The organism is Streptosporangium sp. NPDC023963 (assembly GCF_040639135.1).
In the GTDB taxonomy this organism is placed as follows: Bacteria; Actinomycetota; Actinomycetes; order Streptosporangiales; family Streptosporangiaceae; genus Streptosporangium.
The window spans coordinates 329,886-349,856 of record NZ_JBEZZK010000006.1; the positions used below are offsets into that span (position 1 = coordinate 329,886).

The window sequence follows — 19,971 nt, forward strand, 5'->3', positions numbered from 1 at the left end:
CGGTACAATCGAGGCGTGAAGATCTCCGTCGACGACCTGGTCTGCTTCGACGTGCACGCGGCGTCTCGCGCGATGGACGCCGCCTACCGCAGGGTGCTGGCCGAGCTCGGCCTGACCTACCCGCAGTATCTGGTCATGATGGTGCTCTGGGAGCGCGAGCCGGTGACGGTCAAGGAGCTCGGGGTCAGGCTGCGGCTCGACTCGGGCACCCTGTCGCCGCTGCTGAAGCGGCTGGAGGCGGCGAGCCTGGTGCGCCGCGAGCGCAGCGCCGACGACGAGCGTTCCGTGCTGGTGCGGCTCACGTCCAAGGGGTCCCAGCTGGAGGAGCGGGCGTGCGACGTCCCCGCCCAGATCTTCGGGGCGGCCGGTCTCGCCCCCGCCGAGGTCCTCGACCTGCAGCGCACCCTGCGCCGCGTCATCGCCTTCCTCGACGAGTCCGCGCGGTGATCAGGAGGTTCCGCTGAGGTGGACCTCCCGGGCCAGCTTCGTCGTCTGGGCGGTGGAGCGCTGCCAGGTGGTCCCCGCCGGGTGGGCGGTCAGCAGGACCACGATCCAGCGCTCCTTGGGCCCGACGAGCCCGGTGGTGTGCAGGACCGGACGCCCCAGGTCCGGCACCGGCCCGGTCTGGGCGGGCGCGACCTGCGCGGCGGGCACGACCCGCGCGGTGAGCGGGACGTCGCCGCCGGACGCGAGCCGGGCCGCGGACGCGGGCGCGGGCACGGTGGAGGATGCGGTGGAGGATGCGGTGGAGGTCGAGGGCGCGGTGGAGGACGTGGAGGGGGTCGCGGGGCGGCAGCGGACCGGGGGCGTGGAGCCGTACCCCGACCAGCCCTGCTTGACCGCCCACGGCCCGCGCACCGCGCGGGGGATGCCGAAGTACTGGTCGAAGCCGTCGGAGCCGCACTGCCCCGACCTGCGCAGATGGCCCAGGATCAGGTCGCGGACGCCGGGGTCGGCCCGGTCGAGCAGGTAGCGGTAGGTCTTGACGACGTCCATCGCGCTGAGCGAGGTGTAACCCCAGAAGCCCGGCTTGTCGGCCGGCGGGGGAACGGTGTCGGTGAGCCGCAGCTTGCGCGCCATCCGCTGGACGATCCTGCCCTGGCCGCCCCGGGTCCAGAAGGACGTCGCCGCGTCGTCGTCGCTGACCCGCAGCATGACCTTGAGCAGCGCCAGGTCCCGCGAGGGAACGCTCCTGCGCGACTCCAGATAGTCGATCGCGATGAGGATCTTCACCACCGACGCCGACCGGAACCTCCGATGCGCGTTGCGGTACTCGGTCACCTTCGCCGCCTGCCGGTCGAAGACCACGTACCCGGCTGTCACTCCCGCCGGGACGTGCGGCTTGCCGGGGGCCGCGGCCGAGGCCGGAGCCGTGGCCGCCATCAAGGGGAGAACCGTCGCGAGGACCACCAGAAAACGCGTCACGGGACGAATGCCTATCAGATCCCGGCGCCGACGTCAGGTGGACGTCCCCGCAGGGGGCTCCCCGTTCCGGAGGCGGCGGCTCGGCAGGCGGGCTCCCGCGATATAACCGACTAAACATGTAGAGATTAAGGGTTTTGGTGTTATCGTCGTCGTATGTCGGCAGTTCCCTTGCATCTCGCCGTCGCTCTCGACGGCGCCGGATGGCATCCCGCGGCCTGGCGTGACCCCGCCGCCTCCCCGAAAGCCCTGTTCACCGCCGCCTACTGGGCCGCCCTGGTGGCCGAGGCCGAGCACGGCCTCCTCGACTTCGTCACCATCGAGGACTCCCTCGCCCTGCAGACCACGCGCCTGGACGGCCACGACGGCCGCACCGACCAGGTGCGCGGGCGTCTCGACGCCGCCCTCGTGGCCTCCAGGATCGCCCCGCTGACGAGCAGGGTCGGGCTGGTGCCCACGGTCACCACCACGCACACCGAGCCCTTCCACGTCGCGAGCTCCATCGCCACCCTCGACCACGTCAGTTCCGGGCGGGCCGGATGGCGCGCCCAGATCTCCGGGCGCCACACCGAGGCCGCCCACTTCGGCCGCAGGGAGGTCCCCGAGCTGACGCCGGAGAGCCTCGGCGACATCGACAGGTCCCCCCTGGTGCGGGAGCTGTTCGGCGACGCCGCCGACGCCGTGGAGGCGGTGCGGCGCCTGTGGGACAGCTGGGAGGACGACGCGGTCATCCGCGACGTGGCCACCGGCCGGTTCGTCGACCGCGACAGGCTCCACTACGTCGACTTCGAGGGCGAGCGCTTCACCGTCAAGGGGCCGTCCATCGTGCCGCGCCCTCCTCAGGGGCAGCCACTGGTCACCGCGCTGGCGCACGCCCGGCTGCCGTACGAGTTCGCCGCGCGCGGCGCCGACGTCGTCCACGTCACGCCGCACGACACCGAGCGGGCGCGGGCCATCGTGGCGGAGGTGCGCGAGACCGAGGGAGAGGTGCGCGATCCGGGCGCCGGAGAGCTGAAGATCTTCGCGGACCTCGTCGTGTTCCTGGGAGAGGACGGGGACGACGCCCGCGAGCGCAGGGCCCGGCTCGACGAGCTCGACGGTGCCGCCTACACCTCCGACGCCGCCGTCTTCGCGGGCACGCCCGGCGAGCTCGCCGACCTGCTCCTGGAGTGGCGCGCGGCCGGTCTGGAGGGCTTCAGGCTCCGGCCCGCCGTTCTGCCGACGGACCTGAACGCGATCACCCGCGGCCTGGTGCCCGAGCTCCAGGCGCGCGACGCCTTCCGCCGCGCGTACGAGGCGGACACGCTGCGCGGCCACCTCCGCCTGCCCCGGCCCGCCAATCGCTACGCAGGGAGCCGACGATGAAGCAGGTCATCCTCGCCGCCCACTTCCCGGGCGTGAACAACCACACGGTCTGGAGCGATCCCGCCTCGGGCAGCCAGATCGACTTCGCCTCGTTCGCCCACCTGGCGCGGACCGCCGAGCGGGGGAGGTTCGACTTCTTCTTCCTCGCGGACGGGCAGCGGCTGCGCGAGCAGCGCGGGAAGATCCACGACCTCGACGTGGTCGGCCGCCCCGACTCGCTCACCGTGCTCTCCGGCCTCGCCGCGGTCACCGACCACCTGGGCCTGGCCGGGACGATCAACGCCACTTTCAACGAGCCGTACGAGCTCGCCCGCAAGCTCGCCACCCTCGACCACCTGTCCGGCGGCCGGGCCGGGTGGAACGTCGTCACCTCCTCCGACGCGTTCACCGGGGAGAACTTCCGGCGGGGCGGTTTCCTGGAGTACTCGCAGCGCTACGAGCGGGCCGAGGAGTTCGTGCGGACCGTCAACGAGCTCTGGGACTCGTGGGCCGCCGGCGACCTCGTCGCCGATCCGGAGGCGGGCACGTTCGCCAGGCGGGAGGCGGGGGAGTTCGCCCACCGGGGCACCCACTTCGACATCGGCGGCCACTTCACCGTGCCGCGCAGCCCGCAGGGCCGCCCGCTCACCATCCAGGCCGGGGACTCCGAGGGCGGCAGGGCCTTCGCCGCGGCCACCGCCGACGCCGTCTTCTCCCGGCACAGCAGGCTCCAGGAGGGGCAGGCCTTCTATCGCGACATCAAGTCGAGGCTGGCCGCGCACGGCCGGTCGCCCGACTCCCTGAAGATCCTGCCCGGTGTCACGTTCGCGCTCGGCGACACCGACGCCGAGGCCCAGGAGAACGCCGACCACATCCGCCGCCAGCAGGTGAGCCCGCAGACCGCGATCCTGCTGCTGGAACAGCTGTGGAACCGGGACCTGTCGGCCTACGACCCCGAGGGCCCGCTGCCCGAGATCGACCCGGACGTCTCGGACGACTCGATCATCAAGGGCCGGACCCGGATGTTCCCCGACCCGCTCAAGACGGCGGCGGAGTGGCGGGCCCTGGCCGAGGCCAAGAAGCTCGGCATCCGCGACCTGATCATCGAGGTGACCGGCAGGCAGTCCTTCATCGGCTCGCCCGCACGCGTCGCCGAGGAGATCAACGAGTTCGTACAGGGCGACGCCTCCGACGGCTTCATCCTGGTGCCGCACCTCACCCCCGGCGGCCTGGACGACTTCGTCGACAGGGTCGTGCCGCTGCTGCAGGAGCGCGGGGTCTTCCGCGCCGACTACGAGACCACCACGCTGCGCGGACACCTGGGCCTGGAGAACGAACGATGAAATTTCTAGCCATCACCCTGATCGTCCATGGCCCCGACCCCATCACCGGCGAGCTCAAGTCGACCAACGCGCGCCTGCGCGAGGTCGTCGAGAACGCCGTACTGGCCGAGGAGCTCGGCTTCGACGGCTTCGGCGTCGGGGAGCGGCACGAGCGCCCGTTCATCTCCTCGTCCCCGCCGGTCGTGCTCAGCCACATCGCGGCCAGGACGTCGGCGATCAGGCTGTTCACCGCGGTCACCACGCTGAGCCTGCTGGACCCCGTGCGGGCCTACGAGGACTACGCCACCCTCGACCACCTCTCCGGCGGCCGCCTGGAACTCATCATCGGCAAGGGCAACGGCGCCGCGCAGGCCCAGCTGTTCCACGTGACCGGCGAGGACCAGTGGGAGCGCAACCGGGAGGGCTACGAGCTGTTCCGCCGCCTGTGGCGGGAGGACAAGGTGACCTGGTCGGGGACGTTCCGGCCGTCCCTGACCGAGGCGGAGACCTGGCCGCGCCCGCTGCAGCGGCCCATCCGCGTCTGGCACGGCAGCGCCACCAGCAAGGAGTCGGTGGAGCTCGCCGCCCTGTACGGCGACCCGCTCTTCTCCGCCAACGTCAGCAACCCGGTCGAGCCGTACGAGGAACTGGTCCGCCACTACCGGGAACGCTGGGAGTTCCACGGCCACGACCCCGCCGACGCCCTGGTGGGCGCGGGCACCGCCGGCTACTACGCGACGAAGAACTCCCAGGACGCGATCGAGACCTACCGGCCGATCTTCAACGCCCGGCTGGAGCTGTTCAGGAAGGTCGGCGTGACCCCGGTCTTCCACACCCTGGAGGACGCCATCGAGCGCAGCTCGATCCTGGTCGGCAGCCCGCAGCAGATCATCGACAAGGTCCACCGCTACCACGAGCGGCTCGGGCACGAGGTCATGCACCTGCACGCCGACGCGGACGGCCTCACCGACAAGCAGCACCGGGCGGCCCTGGAACTCTTCCAGAGCGACATCGCCCCCGTGCTGCGCGCGGAGATCCCCAGCAGGCCGTTCCCCCATCACGGGGACTCCGAGCACGGGACCCCGGGCCGGGGACCGGACAGCGCCCGGCACGAGGACACACCGCACAAGGGCGCACCGCACGAGGGCTCGCGGCACGGTGACGTGCGGGACGTGGGCGCACCGCACGAGGGCTCGCGGCACGGTGACGCGCGGGACGGGAGGCGGCCGTGACCTCCCTGTCGATCCTCGACCTCGCCCCCATCCCCTCCGGCGGCACCCCGGGCGACGCGCTGCGCAACACCCTGGACCTGGCCCGGCGGGCCGAGGAGTTCGGCTACCGCCGCTACTGGGTGGCCGAGCACCACCTCGCGCCCGGCGTCGCCGGCGCCGCCCCCGCCGTGCTCATCGCCCTGCTGGCCGCCGCGACCAGCACGATCAGGGTCGGCTCGGGAGCCGTCCAGGTCGGCCACCAGACCGCGCTGTCCGTGGTCGAGCAGTTCGGCCTCGTCGACGCGCTCTACCCGGGCCGCGTCGATCTCGGCCTGGGCCGCTCGGGCCAGCGCAAGGCGGAGTTCGCGGAGCTCGCCAAGAAGACCCCGCCCCCGCCGAAACCCGCCAGGATCGTCGACGGGCTGCTCATCCCGGAGGCCTTCTCCTTCACCGCGCTCGCGAAGTCGCCGCTGTTCTCCCTGTACGGCGCGCTGCTGCAGCAGCCGGGCGCGGAGAGTCCCGACTTCGCCGACCAGGTCGACGAGATCGCGGCGCTGCTGGCCGGGACCTACCGTTCCCCCGAGGGGGTGGCCGCGCACGCCACACCGGGCGAGGGCGCGGATCTGCGGCTGTGGATCCTGGGCAGCAGCGGCGGGCAGAGCGCGCAGGTGGCGGGGGAGCGGGGACTGCCGTTCGCGGCGAACTACCACGTCAGCCCGTCCGGGGTGCTGGACGCCGCGGAGGCGTACCGGGCGGCGTTCAAGCCCTCGCAGGTCCTCGCCGAGCCCTACCTGGTCGTCTCGGCCGACGTCGTCGTGGCGGAGGACGACGAGACGGCCAGGGAGCTCGCCTCCCCGTACGGGCTCTGGGTCCGCAGCATCCGCACCGGCGCCGGGGCGATGCCGTTCCCGACACCGGCCGAGGCGGCGGCCCACGAGTGGACGCAGGAGGACCGCGCGCTGGTCGCCGACCGGCTGGCCACCCAGTTCGTCGGCTCCCCGCGGACCGTCACGGAGAGGTTGCGCGTGCTGCGCGACGTCACCGGCGCCGACGAGCTGCTCGTCACCACCATCACCCACGACCACGCCGACCGGGTCCGCTCCTACGAGCTGCTCGCCGCGGAATGGGAAGGAGGCGCCGTCACAGGTTGAGCCCGCACCACCCACACCCTCTCCGGCACCCGGCGGTCACCGCCGGGTGCCGGAGGTTTTTTCCGGGAATCCGGTCGAGGGACGTCGAGAAAGCGTCGCGGGCTCCGACGTCCCCGGTAAGGCGCCCCGCGACGGGGGTGTCCGAGATCCGTCAGCCGAAGAGAGTCCGTCACGGGACGACGATCCGTCAGCGGGGACAACCCGACGGCGGGCGGGGATCCGTCACGGGAGGAGAACCGCGCCCCGCGGGGTGCGGGAAGGGACAATACTGTGAGCACCTCTGCCCTCGGCAGCATCCTGTTCGGCAGCGCCGACCCGGCCCGGCTGCACGCCTGGTACGTCGCCGCGCTGGAACCCGAGCACTCCGGAGACGGCTTCATCGACTTCGGCGGTGTCCGGGTGCTCTTCGAAGGCCGCGCCGACGTTGCCCCGGCGACCGCCGAACCAGGACGGGTGATCTTCAACTTCCACGTGGAGGACGCTCGCGCCACGGCCGCGCATCTCGACGGCCTGGGGGTGACCTGGCTGGTCGAGGTCGAGCGGCGCGACGCCGGGCTGTTCGGCACGCTGGTCGACCCGGACGGCAACTACATCCAGATCATCGAGCTCAGCCCGGAGTATCTCGCCGCCGCGCGGCGATGACCCGTCCGGGGAACGGCGAGAAGACGGTCCGTCCGGGGAACGACGGGGAAGAGGACCTGTCCGGGGAACGACGGGAAAGGGAGAAGCACATGTTCCGGCAGACCAAGGCGTTCAGCGGGTTCGCGGTGGACGACGTCGAGACGGCGAGGAAGTTCTACGCCGAGACCCTGGGACTGGAGGTGTCGGAGGAGAACGGCATGCTGACCCTGCACCTCGCCGAGGGCGGGAAGGTGCTGGTCTACCCCAAGCACGGCCACGTCCCGGCCTCGTACACCATCCTCAACTTCCCGGTGGACGACATCGACGCCGCCGTCGACGGGCTGGTCGGGCGCGGGGTGGTCTTCGAGCGGTACGACGGCCTCCCGCAGGACGACAGGGGCGTCATGCGGGAGGAGGGACCTCCCATCGCGTGGTTCAAGGACCCCGCGGGCAACGTCCTGTCCGTGCTCCAGGGCGGATGATCGGCTGAGCGGCGGGATCCGCCCGCCCCGCCGGGACGGCGGGGCGGGCGGATCTCAGGCGCGCTTGGCGATGGCGGTGATGAAGGGCTGGACGAGCCGCGCGGCCAGCGGGCCGAACGCGGCGAGGATGAGGACGTACGCGGCGGCCAGCGGGCCCAGGTCGGGGTGCACCCCGGCGGCCACCGCGAGTCCGGCGATCACGATGTTGAACTCGCCCCGGGGGATGAGCGCGATGCCGGCCCGCGCCTGCCCGGCCTTGGCGATTCCCGCCCGGCGGGCGGCGTAGGCGCCGGTGAGCAGCTTCGTGATCATGCTGATCAGGGCGAGCAGCGCGGCCAGCCCGGCGACCGGCAGGATCTTGGTCGGGTCGGTCTGCAGGCCGAAGAAGACGAAGAACACCGCGGCGAACAGGTCGCGGATCGGGGTGAGCAGCGCCTGGGCGTCCTCGGCCAGCTCGCCCGAGAGCGCGATGCCCACCAGGAAGGCGCCGACCGCGGCCGAGACCTGCAGCTGCTGGGCCACCCCGGCGACCAGCAGCGCGAGCCCGATGACCTTCAGCAGCAGCACCTCGGAGTTGGGGCTGGAGACGAACGCCTCGATGGCCTTGCCGTAGCGGAGCGCGACCAGCAGCACGACGCTGACCGCGGCCAGCGCGATCGCCACGGTGACCGCGCCGCCGGCGAAGCTCAGCCCGGCCAGCACCGCGGTGAGGACCGGCAGGTAGATCGCCATCGTGAGGTCCTCGAAGACCAGCAGCGACAGCACCACCGGTGTCTCGCGGTTACCGATCCACCCGAGGTCGGACAGGACCTTCGCGGTGATGCCGGAGGAGGTCGCGTACGTGACGCCGGCCATGGCGATGGCGGCCACCGGACCCCAGCCCAGCAGCAGCGCGGCGATCGCGCCCGGCGCGGCGTTGAGCACCAGGTCGACGACGCCCGCGCGCGCGTTGCTCTTGAGGCTCGTCACGAGCTCGTCGGCGTTGTACTCCAGGCCGAGGGTGAGCAACAGCAGGATGACGCCGAGCTCGGCGCCGACCGCGATGAACTCCTCGCTGGTGGCGAGGGGCAGGATGCCGCCGGTGCCGAAGGCCAGGCCCGCGATGAGGTAGAGGGGGATGGGGGATATGCCCACTTTTAGGGCGAGTGCTCCCAGTATGCCGAGCCCGAGAAGGACAGCACCGAGCTCAAGGAAGAGAATCGCAGTGTGCACCCGGTGCCCTACCCGCCGGAAAGGATGTCGGAGACGGCGGACGTGCTCTCGGGGCTGCCCACCACGACCACCACGTCACTCTCGGCCAGCCCGAAGTCGGGGGCGGGGCTGGCGAACACCTGGCCCTCGCGCACCACGGCCACGATGGAGGCGCCGGTGCGGGTGCGGACGCGCGCGTCACCCATCGGCCGACCGGCGTACGGAGAGCCGGGCAGGATCGGCAGCTGCAGGCTGACCAGGCCCTCGACCTCGCGGTGCAGGGCGTTGAGGCGCTGAACGATGCGCGGGGCGCCGAGCAGCTCGGCGAGCGCGTCGGCCTCCTCGTCGTTCATCTTGATGGTCTCGCACGCGCGGTCGGGATCGTCGGGGTCGTATATCACCAGGTCGCGGCGGCCGGTGCGGTGAGAGACGATCCCGATGCGCCTGCCCGACCGCGTCGTGAACTCGTGCCGCAGTCCTATACCGGGCAGTGCCGTCTGCTCGACCTCCACCGTGCCAGCTCCTCCGCGTGCGCGTTCCCTTGTCCTTTACCGAAAACCTACCAATCGGGGCCATGCCGCGCGTAACCGGTAATATCCCGTATTTCCGATTGACTTTGCGGGCTTGCGCGCCTTTGGCTCCAGTGCCTTCGACGCCTCGCCCGTACGAGCCTTACGCCATTCGGAGGTGTGCGAAGTCAGCAGCCGCTCACGCCGGAGCAACGCGCCTCCCGTAGACGTGGTCGACCTTGAGCGTGATCAAGACGCGGCGTTGCGCGACCATGGCCGCTCGGTACTCTTCCCAGTTCGGATGATCGCCCGCGGCGGCGCGGTAGTAGTCGACTAAGGCCTGGGCTTCGGGCCCGTTCGGGTCGGTTCCCGGGCCGGTCACGGTAACGGTGCCCTCGGCGGTAGCCCACGACCAGCCGTCGGAGCTGGTGACCTCCAGCGCGGCGCGCGGGTTCCGGCGCAGGTTCACGATCTTGGCCGTCCCGGCGCTCGTCGACACATAGATGACATCCGCGTCCCGGTCGTAGAAGGGCATCACGGGGGACAACTGCGGGAGTCCGTCCTGCTTAATCGTCGCGAGAACACCGAGACGGCTTTCCGCAAGCAGGGCGCGTGGGTTGAAAGACGAAACAGTCATGCGAAGATTATGGCGCTCCATACACGTGTGACAGTTCTCAGAATGGTCTCGATCGGCTGATCGGGGGGTTTTCGAACTCGGCCGGGGGCACGGTGATGCGCAAAGCCGTTTCATGGGTCAGCCGCGGCTGATCCGGTGCCGGGCGGGCCCGAGGGGATCCGGCGGCCGCTGTCACCTCATTCCACTGCCGATGGCAGGTCGCTGTCCGATATCGGTGGCGACGCCGCCACCGGGACCAGTGCGGGGCGTGTTCGGGAGCGATGTCTTGCCGGGGGCGGGGAAGGGCGAATCGGCGGAGGAGTCTCACCGTTCACGGCAGCTCACAGGAACTAGTCCGAGCCTCGCGCCGCGAAAGCGTCGGTGGAGGATTTCGCATCACCGGTCTCATCGACGACGAGCACGGTGCTCAGGTCGCCGAGTCGGGGATACGGTGACCCCCGCGGTCACCGCATCCGGATTCTTTGTTACAGACGGTCATGCTGCCGGTGGCCGTTCTCATGCCCGCAGGCACCCCGTAATCCTTGCCCGCATCAAGGTCTCGATCTACAATTGCCGTTATAGAACCCCTCGATATAGCGCACAACCTGACAGCGTGCCTTATCGCGAGTGACGAACATGAATCTGTTGAACCACTCGTTCTTCAACGTAGCGAAGAACGACTCGGCCATCGCATTATCCCCGCACACACCGGTACGGCCGACCGGCTGCCGGGCGCCCATAGCCGCCGGCTTCCGGCCGAACGCCTCCGAGGTGTAGTTCGACTCGCGATCCGAATGGAAACCGTTCCCTCGATGATCCGGACATTCACCGCGGCCATATCCATGGCCGCCTCGATCAAACGGCGTCTTGACATGGTCCACCATCGCCCGGCCGGCGACCTTCTTGCTGCAGCAGTCGATGACCGTCGCCGGCTGAAGGAATCCTTCCCAGGTCGGAATATGGGCGATGTCACCCGCGAACCTCATCCCGGGCGCCGGGGCGGTGAAGTCCCGCCCGGCCAGGTCGGGGATCCCGGGTCGCGCATCGGCGTCGGTGGCCACCGGCCGCCACGACGGCCGGACGCCCCCGCCACTCGTGGAAACCGGATCGGGAAACGGCCGGCCACCGGCACCTGTCCGCGATCGCATGATTCGCCTTCTCCGCGTCGATCAACTCGAACGCCGCCGTCATCGCTCCTTGGCCGCGAGGAAGGTAGCGGCCTTTTTTCAGGAAGCCGTTCTCTTTGCGGAGTCGACGATTCTCCCGTTCCAACTGCAGCTCCCGCCCGTTCTTCTCCCCGTCATGCGAAGAAGAACCGGATGCGACACCCCCGTGTTCACGCGCCACGCACCCACCCAGTTATGCAGCGTCGTGTCGTGAATACCGAGCTTTGGCCGCATGAGTCACCGGACGGTCCCCGTCCAGCACCATGCGGACGGCCTCGTCGCTTGAACTCCCGAGAATACGGACCCTTGCGCCGTGCCACCTTCTACGTCCTTCCGGTCGCCCCAACTCTAGTTGGGGAGCTGTCCGGAATTGCTAGGGCGCCCAACCAGGTGTCAATTTCGGGATGCCGTTGACAGCTTCTGGTCATGTGTCGGACGGTTCGGTCGGCTACGGTCGCATCAGCGATATGCGAGTCTATCCACGGGTAACAAAGGCGATATGCGAGTCTGTCCACCGGTAACAAAGGCTCTGCAGTAGGTGGCCGCTCGGTGTCGTCGCGCTCGATAGGGCAAAACAAAATTTGGGGGAGAGTAAAGTGACTTACTTCAAGATGCTCGGACCATTAGAGGTCGTACACGGCGATGAGTTGGTCGACCTTGGCGGCGCCCGGCAGCGGGCCACCCTCGGACTCCTGCTGCTCAACCGCAACCGTGTCGTGGCGAGCAGTCAGCTGGTGGACTCGCTTTGGCCCAAGAACAAGGTGCCGCTGTCGGCCAGGAAGATCGTGCAGAACTCGGTCTGGCGGCTGCGCAGGGCGCTGTCAGCCAATGGCGGCTCCGCCGCGCTGCTCAGCCAGCCACCCGGCTACATGCTGCGCGTCGAACCCGAGCAGACCGACGTGCAGAACTTCCACCAGCGTGTCGAGGCGGGACGCGCCAAGTGCGCCGAGGGTGACCTGGAGGCGGCATCCCTGCTGCTGCGGCAGGCCCTGGAGCTGTGGCGCGGGCCCGCGCTGGCCGACCTGGTCGAGTCCGGCATCGACTGGCCCGAGCTGACCTCGGTGCAGGACGCCAGGCTGGACGCGCTTGAGGACTACTTCGAGGTTGAGCTCGACCGAGGACACCACCACCAGACCCTGGCCGAACTCCAGCGCGCGGTCGCCACCGAGCCGCTGCGCGAGCGCCTGTGCGGACAGCTGATGCTGGCGCTGTACCGCAGCGGCAGGCAGACCGACGCCCTCAACGCCTACCACGCCTTGCGCACCAGCCTGGTCGAGAACGTCGGCCTGGAACCGAATCCGGCGCTGCGCTCGCTGCAGCAGGCGATTCTCACCCAAGACCCGGCGCTGGTCCCGGTCGGGATGCAGAAGCAAATCAAGCTGCAGATGACCGGCTCTTCCCGCGAGAGGGCCGAAGAACAGCCGAGGCCCGCCGACGTCCGGCCCTCCCAGCCGGTGCCGCAGCGCAGATCTTTCTCGCCCTTCGAGCCGGAACCGGATGGGCACGGGGATGCCGGGGCCGTCTCGATGCCCGCCGTGCCCGTGCTGCGCACCATGGTGGTCGAGCGCAAGGACGTCAGCGTGCTCATCGTGCGCTGCCAGGGCATAGGCAACACGGCGCTGGAGAAGGCCGCGGCCACGATCCGCGACGAGGTCGAGCGGCTGGGCGGCACCGTCGTGGCCTCCATCGGGTCGATCTGGCTGGCGTTGTTCGGCGTCCCCGAGACCGGCGAGGACGACGCCGAACGCGCCGTCCTCGCCGCGTTGACCATCCGCGACCAGCTCGACTTCCCGGACGCCTCCAGCGCCGAGACCCCTATCGCCGTCCACATCGCGGTGGCCACCGGCGAGGCGCTGGTGCGCTACCAAAACGACAACGACAGTGCGCCGTCGGTAAGCGGCGTTCTGCTCGACGAATGCCACGAGTTGCTCTCGCAGACCCCGGTCGGCGAGATCCGGGTGTGCGAGAACACCAAGCGTGCCACCGAGTGCGCCACCACCTACTTCGAGGTCGAGTCGTCCTTCGGCTGGCAGGTCGGCGGGCTTCGGCAGGAGTACCTGGAGCAGCACGACATGCCGGTGATCGACCGCGAGCACGACCTTGAGGTGCTGTGCGGCCTCCTGCGCCGCACCAGGCACGTCGACGCGCCCCACCTGGTGACCGTTCTCGGCGACCCCGGCGTCGGCAAGACCCGATTCGTCCTGGAGTTCGAGCGCAGGATCGCCGCGACCGCCGAGCCGGTGCGGGTCCTGGTCGGCCGCGCGCGGCCATTCGTGGAGGACACCGCCGTCGACGTGCTCAACGACCTGCTGTGCTCGTACTGCGGCATCGACCCGGACGGCCCTGTCGAGTGGGTACAGGCCGAGATCACCGGCACGGTGGAGCGACTCGTCCAGTCGGAAGACGAGCGGCGCGGACTGGTGCACCGGCTGACCGGCCTGGTCGACCGAAGACGGGGACGCTCGGACGTACCGGTCACTGACGTGCTGCACGCGTGGCGGCACCTGCTCGGCCAGATCGCCCGGTGCTGCCCCGTCGTCATGATCGTCGAGGACCTGCACGTCGCAGACGACCATTTGATCGACTTCGTCGAGGACCTGCCGAGGTCGCTTCCCGGCCTGCCGGTACTGGTGGTGGTCACTGCGCGGCCGGACCTGGCCAGGCGCCGCCCGGTGTGGGGTTCGCGACTGCGGCACGCGCTGACGATGAACCTGGAACCCATCTCCGACATCGCGATAGACCGGCTGCTGGAGCTCCTGCAATCCACCAGGAACAGCGGGGCCAAGGGCTCGGCTGGGAGCCTGCTCGCCGGCGTCGGCGACGACTCGGACGCGCGCCGCACGCACATGAGGCGGGTCCTGGCATCCGGCTCATCCTTGCTGCGCAAGGATCGGTACCCGGGCGGCGACGCCGGTGGTCAGGTCGCCGCCGCCCGCGTGGTGTACTGCCAGGTCACCGAGTTGCCCGCACAGGCAGGCGGCGCGGGCAGATGATCTGGTTGGGGTTCTCCCACTCCACACCGCGCTCGGGATCAACGCTGATCTTCGAGTAGCGGTCCAGCAACAGGTTCAGCGCGATCTTGCCCTCTAGCCGCGCCAGCGGCGCGCCGAGGCAGAAGTGGATGCCCTGGCCGAACACCAGGTGCCCGCCGGTGTTGCGGTGGATGTCGAAGCGGTCCGGGTCGGGGAACTTGGCGCCGTCGCGGTTGGCCGCGCCGATCCACGGCGTCACAAGCTGGTTCGCGGCGACCGGGTGTCCGCCGATCTCGGTGTCGGTGGTGGTGACCCGCACCAGGCGCGGGAACGGCGGATACATGCGCAGCACCTCCTCCAGCGCGCCGGGCACCAGGTCGCGGTCCGCGCGGATCTCGGCCAGCGCTTCCGGGTGCTGCCCCAAGAGGATGACCGCGGTGCAGATCAACGACATCGTGGTGGCGTGCCCGGCGAACATGGTCAGGCCGGTGACCCCGATCATCTCGCCGTCGGTCAGCGGCTCGCCGTCGATGGTGGCGTTGGCCAGCCGGCTCATCACGTCGTCGCGCGGGTTCTGCCTGCGGTCGCGCATGTGCCGCAGGAAGTACTCGCCCATCTCGTGGAGGGCGGGCCCCACCTCGCCATCGAGCAGCTCGGGGGGCACGGTGGCGGCGTCGAGCGCGCCGATCGCATCACCCCACCTGCGGAACAGCGGCTCGTCCTCGATGGGCAGACCGAGCACGTCGGCGATCACGGTGATCGGCAGCGGGAACGCGAGCGCGTCGACGAGGTCGAACGAATCCTGGTCGGCGACCTTGTCCAGCAGGGTGTTGGTGATCAGCTCGATGCGTTCGGCCAGGTTCGCGACCGAGCGGGGGGTGAACACCTGGCTGATGACGGTGCGCAGCTTGCGGTGCCGAGGCGGGTCTGTGGTGACCAGGTTGCCCTCGTCGAAGCGGTCGAGTTCAGGGTGCGGGAGATTGAACAGCCTTGCCGTCTCCGAGGAGAACGTCTTGGTGTCGGCAAGAATCCTGGTGATGTTCTCGTAACCGAATACCTGTACTCCGTGGTCGCCGTCGCTACTGACCGGCTGCGAATCGAGCATCTCGCGGAACCACGAGAACAGCGACTCGACTGGTTCCATGGTTGTGCTGTCAATGGACGCGCTCATGGGCAGGAGCCTATCTTCGACGCACCTTGCCTGTGCATACTTTTTCCTTTATTGAGTTTGCCGAGTCGGAATTGCGAACAGCGGTGACCGGAATTCCGGCCACCGCTATTCAACGCAGACCACGCGTAGACCGTCTTGAGACTTTCCCGAGAGCGAATAGTCTCAAGACGCGCGCTGTTATCGCCCGCCGAGGCCGCGGTACAGCCCGCGGTTCACCTTGGGCACGAAAATTCGTTCCTCGGCGCTGGCCGCCGCGGCGGCCGGGCCGGACAGGGTCGGCGAGCCCGCGACCCGCAGGCCGTCCTCGATCGCGCCGTCGATGTAGCCGTTCCACCCGTTGGCGATGTCGCTGCCCGCGAACTTGATCCGGCCGTGCGGCTGCTGGAGCTTCGCGTGCAGCCTGATGAGCTGGTACGGCTGGCGGTAGCCGCCGGTGCCGAGGGCGAACTCGTCCTTGTGGAAGTCGGTCACGATGTAGTCGCGCACCTTGGCCCCCGGGAGCACCCTCCGGAGGGCCCGCTCCACCTCGTCCCCGTCGGTCTCGTCGAAGGTGGTGTCGACGGTGAAGGCGACCACCGGATCGCCGTCGTTGAACCGGCCCATGAAGCAGAACGGGTCACCCCTGCCCTCAGGCGACTCGGCCACGAACCTGTCCGTGGGGTTGGACAGGTCGATCCACAGCTTCCTCTCCTCCGTCACGCCCATCCCGGCGTTCGTCGCCTCCCGGTGCGCGGCGGGCAGCGGCGGGCTGAACGAGATCGTGCGCCAGACGTTCACCGGCACGGCCATGATCACCTCGGGCGCGGTGAACGACTCGCCCGCGCGCGTCGTCACGGTCGCCTTGCCGGCGTTCTGGACCACCGACTTGACCGGCGAGTTGAGCTTGAGGACCGGCTTGGACTCGGCGAGCATGGCGTTCAAGATCGACACCGTGCCCTGTGCCGGGCGGTAGGTGTTGACGCCGTGGAAGGCCTCGAACGTGCCACCGGCCAGTGCCCACCACTGCTGGATGTGGGTCAGCGCGCCGCGCTCGCTGGTCCCGCCGTACAGCGAGGTCCAGCTGGTCAGCAGGATCTCGTCCTCCGGCGGCAGGGCCATCTGGTCGAGCCGGTCCCGCAGCGAGAACCGGTCGAACCGGGCGACCAGGTCGCGGCGCTTGAGCGGTTGGTAGGGCGACGGATAGATTCTGGTCGAGTCCTCGAAGAACCTGGTGAACAGCTCGCCCTGCCGGATGTAGGCCACGGACGGGTCGAGCTCCTCGAACCCGGTGAGGGTGGGCATGATCGCCCTGGTCACCCCCTGGTCGGCCATGATCGGCAGGCGGTAGCGGTTGAGTTCGCGCCACACGTGCGGCTGTAACCGGTCGACCCAGGTGCCGCCGCGCTCGATCATGTGGCCCCGCCAGGTGTCGGTCCAGGTCCGGCCGCCGACCCGGTCGCGCGCCTCGAGCAGCAGCACCCGCTTGCCCTTGGCGCGCAGTTCACGCGTTGCGGTGACCCCGGCCATCCCGGCGCCCACGACGATCACGTCGAAGTGCCGCCGCAGGGCCGGGTCCTGGGTCTCCGCGACGGCGACGGCGGCCGTCGCGGAGGACGCCACCGCGGCCCCGGTGATCGCGAGACCCGCCTTGAGCACGCCGCGCCGCGGCAGACCCCGACCCTCGGGCCGACCGGATTCCATTTCGTGGGTCACTGTCCCTCGTTTCTTTCCTGAGAACTGGTAGCGGATGATCCGTCGCCGGGCTGTGGACTCACGATTGCCGCGCACGCGATATTGGGGTGTGATCGATCGGAAGCAGTGCGTGAGGTGGCCACGACCAGGCGGGGCTGTTGTGTTGTCAGCCCAAGATCAACATTCTGGATAACGCCCCTGCACTCCGTGGTCGCCTTCTCGCGTGACCGGCTGTGGATTGAGGGTTTCGCGGAACCACGAGAACAGCGAATAGACCGGTTTCATGGCTGTGCTGCCGATGGGCGCGCTCACGGCCAGGAGCCTAGCTGCGGCATGCCCGGCCCGTGCATATGTTTTCCCTCATTGAGATTACCGAGGCGGAATTGCGAACAGCGGTGACCGGAATTCCGGCCACCGCTATTCAACGCAGACCACGCGTAGACCGTCTTGAGACTTTCCCGAGAGCGAATAGTCTCAAGACGCGCGCGCTGTTACCGCCCGCCGAGGCCGCGGTACAGCCCGCGGTTCACCTTGGGCACGAAAATTCGTTCCTCGGCGCTGGCCGCCGCGGCGGCCGGGCCGGACAGGGTCGGCGAGCCCGCGACCCGCAGGCCGTCCTCGATCGCGCCGTCGATGTAGCCGTTCCACCCGTTGGCGATGTCGGCGCCCGCGAACTTGATCCGGCCGTGCGGCTGCTGGAGCTTCGCGTGCAGCCTGATGAGCTGGTACGGCTGGCGGTACGCGCCGGCGCCCAGGGAGAACGGGTCTGTGTGCCAGTTGGTCACGATGTAGTCGCGCATCGTGGCCCCCGGGAGCACCCTCCGGAGGGCCCGCTCCATCGCGTTCCTGTCGTTGACGTCGAAGGTGCGGTCGACGGTGAAGGCGACCACCGGCTGGCCGTCGTTGAACCGGCCCATGAAGCAGAGCGGATCACCCCTGCCCTCGGGCGACTCGGCCACGAACCTGTCCGTGGGGTTGGACAGGTCGATCCACAGCTTCTTCTCGTGCGGCACGCCGATCCCGGCGTTCGTCGCCTCCCGGTGCGCGGCGGGCAGCGCCGGGCTGAACGAGATCGTGCGCCAGACGTTCACCGGCACGGCCATGATCACCTCGGGCGCGGTGAACGACTCGCCCGCGCGCGTCGTCACGGTCACCTTGCCGGCGTTCTGGACCACCGACTTGACCGGCGAGTTGAGCTTGAGGACCGGCTTGGACTCGGCGAGCATGGCGTTCAAGATCGACACCGTGCCCTGTGCCGGGCGGTAGGTGTTGACGCCGTGGAAGCCCTCGAACGTGCCACCGGACAGCGCCCACCACTGCTGGATGAGGGTCAGCGCGCCGCGCTCGCTGGTCCCGCCGTACAGCGAGGTCCAGCTGGTCAGCAGGACCTCGTCCTCCGGCGGCAGGGCCATCTGGTCGAGCCGGTCCCGCAGCGAGAACTGGTCGAACTGGGCGACCAGGTCGGGTCGGTGCAGCGGATGGAAGGGTTCCGGGAAGATCTCGGTCGACCGGTCGAAGAACCTGGTGAAGAGCTCTTTCTGCCGGATGTAGGCCACGGACGGGTCGAGCTCCTCGAACCCGGTGAGGGTGGGCATGATCGCCCTGGTCACCCCCTGGTCGGCCATGATCGGCAGGCGGTAGCGGTTGAGTTCGCGCCACACGTGCGGCTGTAACCGGTCGACCCAGGTGCCGCCGCGCTCGATCATGTGGCCCCGCCAGGTGTCGGTCCAGGTCCGGCCGCCGACCCGATTGCGCGCCTCGAGCAGCAGCACCCGTTTGCCCTTGGCGCGCAGTTCACGCGTTGCGGTGACCCCGGCCATCCCGGCGCCCACGACGATCACGTCGAAGTGCCGCCGCAGGGCCGGGTCCTGGGTGTCCGCGACGGCGACGGCGGCCGTCGCGGAGGACGCCACCGCGGCCCCGGTGATCGCGAGACCCGCCTTGAGCACGCCGCGCCGCGGCAGACCCCGATTCTCGGGTGGAGTGGATTCCACGTCGTTGGTCATTATCCCTTGTTTCCTTCCGGGAACTTGTTGCGGAAATAGCGGATGACCGGTCGCCGGACTATGGACGCAGTGCTGAACGCGTGCGATAGTTGGACGTAATCGATCGGACACGGTGCGTAATGTGACCGCGACCGCGCTGATGTGTTGAGCTATGTTCCGACGCTTATTTGCAATGGGCGCGCGGTGATACCTGACCACCCATCGGCAACGTCGCTACTTTGGGTGACTGCATAGGGGCGGTGGCCCCTAAGAGCCGTCCTGCATTCGAGTGATTGCGGTCAGGCTAGCGCGCGGAGCGTATTCAACAACAGGCTCGGCCCGCCCGTGATCGAACCGTTAGCTTGACCATTCGCGCTGCGAATACATCGATGAGCGGGGGCGACGAACCACCGTGGACCCACGTGTGAGCAATGAAGGCCATTCAAAAGCTTCTTGATGGCGAGAGAGTCTATCGACTCGCTTGCGCGAAGAAATCCACAGCCTGTCCATGACACAACTCATCGAGCTGACCAGGCAGGTAAGGATCTTGATGGGCGGCGTCGCCAAACCTGGCGGCCGTCCTGCCTTCATCGACCTGACCAGGTCGGTTGCGCTGGTGGACGGCGCACTCGCACCCACATGGAATTGGAAGGCCGCCGAAGGCATGTATTCCGGCGAACGTAAGACGACCGGCTTCAACGCTCAAGTCACCTGCGATCTCGACGGCCGTGCGGTCGCGATAGGAAAGGAGCCTGTACCCGGAGCCCGCCACGAGCCCACGCGTTCTGCGCCTCCGGTCTCGCCGATCAAATCGCCGATCTTCATCACGCGGTGACAGCGGCTATCAAGGCCATGCGGATATCACCCCCGCCAAGAAGCCACGCGGCGGAAAGCCGACCGCCGGGCAGAAGCAGAACAACCGGGAAATCAACAGCATCCGCGCTGCCGCGGAACGAGCGATCGCACATGTGAAGGTTCGGCGTATCTGCTCCCTCCCGATGCCGAGGGCCTCTCGCTGAATTCCCTGAGGTCCTAACGGCGGTCATCGGGCTGAACTTCTTCAAGCGGCTTGTGAAGTCAATATTTCGGCCAACACCGAATAGCGGTCGACCCGTTGTCCTCCTTTTCGGAGGCGTG

General features: G+C 69.1%; 19 protein-coding genes. 10 read left to right on the top strand and 9 right to left on the bottom strand.

The genetic code is table 11. From position 1 onward, the window contains the following. Positions 1–15: 15 nt before the first annotated feature. Positions 16–447, top strand: coding sequence for a MarR family transcriptional regulator (locus tag AB0F88_RS21310; RefSeq protein WP_362686403.1), 432 nt, complete (start codon positions 16–18; stop codon positions 445–447). On the opposite strand, the gene AB0F88_RS21315 is transcribed toward AB0F88_RS21310, so the two are convergent. After that, positions 448–1,425 (bottom strand): hypothetical protein, encoded by a 978-nt coding sequence (locus AB0F88_RS21315; RefSeq protein WP_362686406.1) that lies wholly within the window; start codon positions 1,423–1,425, stop codon positions 448–450. Between the two features lie 153 nt (positions 1,426–1,578). Here AB0F88_RS21315 and AB0F88_RS21320 point away from each other — a divergent pair, with 153 nt between their 5' ends. From AB0F88_RS21320 to AB0F88_RS21345, 6 genes are all read left to right on the top strand, one after another. Then, entirely contained in the window at positions 1,579–2,787 is a 1,209-nt protein-coding gene (locus tag AB0F88_RS21320) for an LLM class flavin-dependent oxidoreductase (protein WP_362686409.1), read from the top strand. Beyond that, a complete protein-coding gene (locus AB0F88_RS21325) occupies positions 2,784–4,109 on the top strand; it encodes an NtaA/DmoA family FMN-dependent monooxygenase (protein WP_362686412.1) in 1,326 nt (441 codons plus the stop codon). The genes AB0F88_RS21320 and AB0F88_RS21325 overlap by 4 nt, the downstream gene beginning before the upstream one ends. Next, positions 4,106–5,320 (top strand): LLM class flavin-dependent oxidoreductase, encoded by a 1,215-nt coding sequence (locus AB0F88_RS21330; RefSeq protein WP_362686415.1) that lies wholly within the window; start codon positions 4,106–4,108, stop codon positions 5,318–5,320. Before AB0F88_RS21325 ends, AB0F88_RS21330 begins: the two co-directional genes overlap by 4 nt. Beyond that, complete coding sequence (locus AB0F88_RS21335; RefSeq protein WP_362686418.1) at positions 5,317–6,450, top strand: MsnO8 family LLM class oxidoreductase; 1,134 nt, start codon at positions 5,317–5,319, stop codon at positions 6,448–6,450. Before AB0F88_RS21330 ends, AB0F88_RS21335 begins: the two co-directional genes overlap by 4 nt. A 270-nt stretch (positions 6,451–6,720) precedes the next feature. Continuing rightward, entirely contained in the window at positions 6,721–7,092 is a 372-nt protein-coding gene (locus tag AB0F88_RS21340) for a VOC family protein (RefSeq protein WP_362686421.1), read from the top strand. Between the two features lie 89 nt (positions 7,093–7,181). Further along, a complete protein-coding gene (locus AB0F88_RS21345; protein ID WP_362686424.1) occupies positions 7,182–7,553 on the top strand; it encodes a VOC family protein in 372 nt (123 codons plus the stop codon). Positions 7,554–7,607: 54 nt separating this feature from the next. Here AB0F88_RS21345 and AB0F88_RS21350 read toward each other — a convergent pair whose 3' ends face one another. The 4 genes from AB0F88_RS21350 to AB0F88_RS21365 all read right to left on the bottom strand — a co-directional run bounded on the left by AB0F88_RS21350 (position 7,608) and on the right by AB0F88_RS21365 (position 10,930). Further along, on the bottom strand, positions 7,608–8,687 hold the full coding sequence (locus AB0F88_RS21350) for a cation:proton antiporter (RefSeq protein ID WP_362686427.1): 1,080 nt from the start codon (positions 8,685–8,687) through the stop codon (positions 7,608–7,610). 86 nt (positions 8,688–8,773) lie between these two features. Continuing rightward, entirely contained in the window at positions 8,774–9,256 is a 483-nt protein-coding gene (locus tag AB0F88_RS21355; protein WP_362686430.1) for a cation:proton antiporter regulatory subunit, read from the bottom strand. A gap of 196 nt (positions 9,257–9,452) precedes the next feature. Next, positions 9,453–9,890, bottom strand: a complete 438-nt coding sequence (locus tag AB0F88_RS21360) for a PPOX class F420-dependent oxidoreductase (RefSeq protein ID WP_362686433.1) — start codon at positions 9,888–9,890, stop codon at positions 9,453–9,455. A gap of 530 nt (positions 9,891–10,420) precedes the next feature. After that, positions 10,421–10,930 (bottom strand): integrase core domain-containing protein, encoded by a 510-nt coding sequence (locus tag AB0F88_RS21365; protein WP_362686436.1) that lies wholly within the window; start codon positions 10,928–10,930, stop codon positions 10,421–10,423. A gap of 701 nt (positions 10,931–11,631) precedes the next feature. Between AB0F88_RS21365 and AB0F88_RS21370 the strand changes: the two genes are divergently transcribed. Continuing rightward, positions 11,632–14,028 carry a BTAD domain-containing putative transcriptional regulator gene (locus AB0F88_RS21370; RefSeq protein WP_362686439.1) on the top strand — a complete coding sequence of 799 codons (2,397 nt, stop codon included), beginning with the start codon at positions 11,632–11,634 and terminating at the stop codon, positions 14,026–14,028. Here AB0F88_RS21370 and AB0F88_RS21375 read toward each other — a convergent pair. The 4 genes from AB0F88_RS21375 to AB0F88_RS21390 all read right to left on the bottom strand — a co-directional run bounded on the left by AB0F88_RS21375 (position 13,988) and on the right by AB0F88_RS21390 (position 18,855). After that, on the bottom strand, positions 13,988–15,178 hold the full coding sequence (locus AB0F88_RS21375) for a cytochrome P450 (RefSeq protein WP_362686442.1): 1,191 nt from the start codon (positions 15,176–15,178) through the stop codon (positions 13,988–13,990). The two genes, AB0F88_RS21370 and AB0F88_RS21375, sit on opposite strands and share 41 nt — an antisense overlap. Positions 15,179–15,355: 177 nt before the next feature. Then, positions 15,356–16,858 carry an NAD(P)/FAD-dependent oxidoreductase gene (locus AB0F88_RS21380; protein ID WP_362686445.1) on the bottom strand — a complete coding sequence of 501 codons (1,503 nt, stop codon included), beginning with the start codon at positions 16,856–16,858 and terminating at the stop codon, positions 15,356–15,358. Positions 16,859–17,026: 168 nt separating this feature from the next. Continuing rightward, entirely contained in the window at positions 17,027–17,161 is a 135-nt protein-coding gene (locus tag AB0F88_RS21385; RefSeq protein ID WP_362686448.1) for a hypothetical protein, read from the bottom strand. 179 nt (positions 17,162–17,340) lie between these two features. Then, positions 17,341–18,855 carry an NAD(P)/FAD-dependent oxidoreductase gene (locus AB0F88_RS21390; protein ID WP_362686450.1) on the bottom strand — a complete coding sequence of 505 codons (1,515 nt, stop codon included), beginning with the start codon at positions 18,853–18,855 and terminating at the stop codon, positions 17,341–17,343. 460 nt (positions 18,856–19,315) lie between these two features. Here AB0F88_RS21390 and AB0F88_RS21395 point away from each other — a divergent pair, with 460 nt between their 5' ends. Then, entirely contained in the window at positions 19,316–19,669 is a 354-nt protein-coding gene (locus AB0F88_RS21395) for a hypothetical protein (protein ID WP_362686453.1), read from the top strand. Positions 19,670–19,694: 25 nt separating this feature from the next. Beyond that, positions 19,695–19,853 carry a hypothetical protein gene (locus tag AB0F88_RS21400; RefSeq protein ID WP_362686742.1) on the top strand — a complete coding sequence of 53 codons (159 nt, stop codon included), beginning with the start codon at positions 19,695–19,697 and terminating at the stop codon, positions 19,851–19,853. The last annotated feature ends 118 nt before the right edge of the window (positions 19,854–19,971 follow it).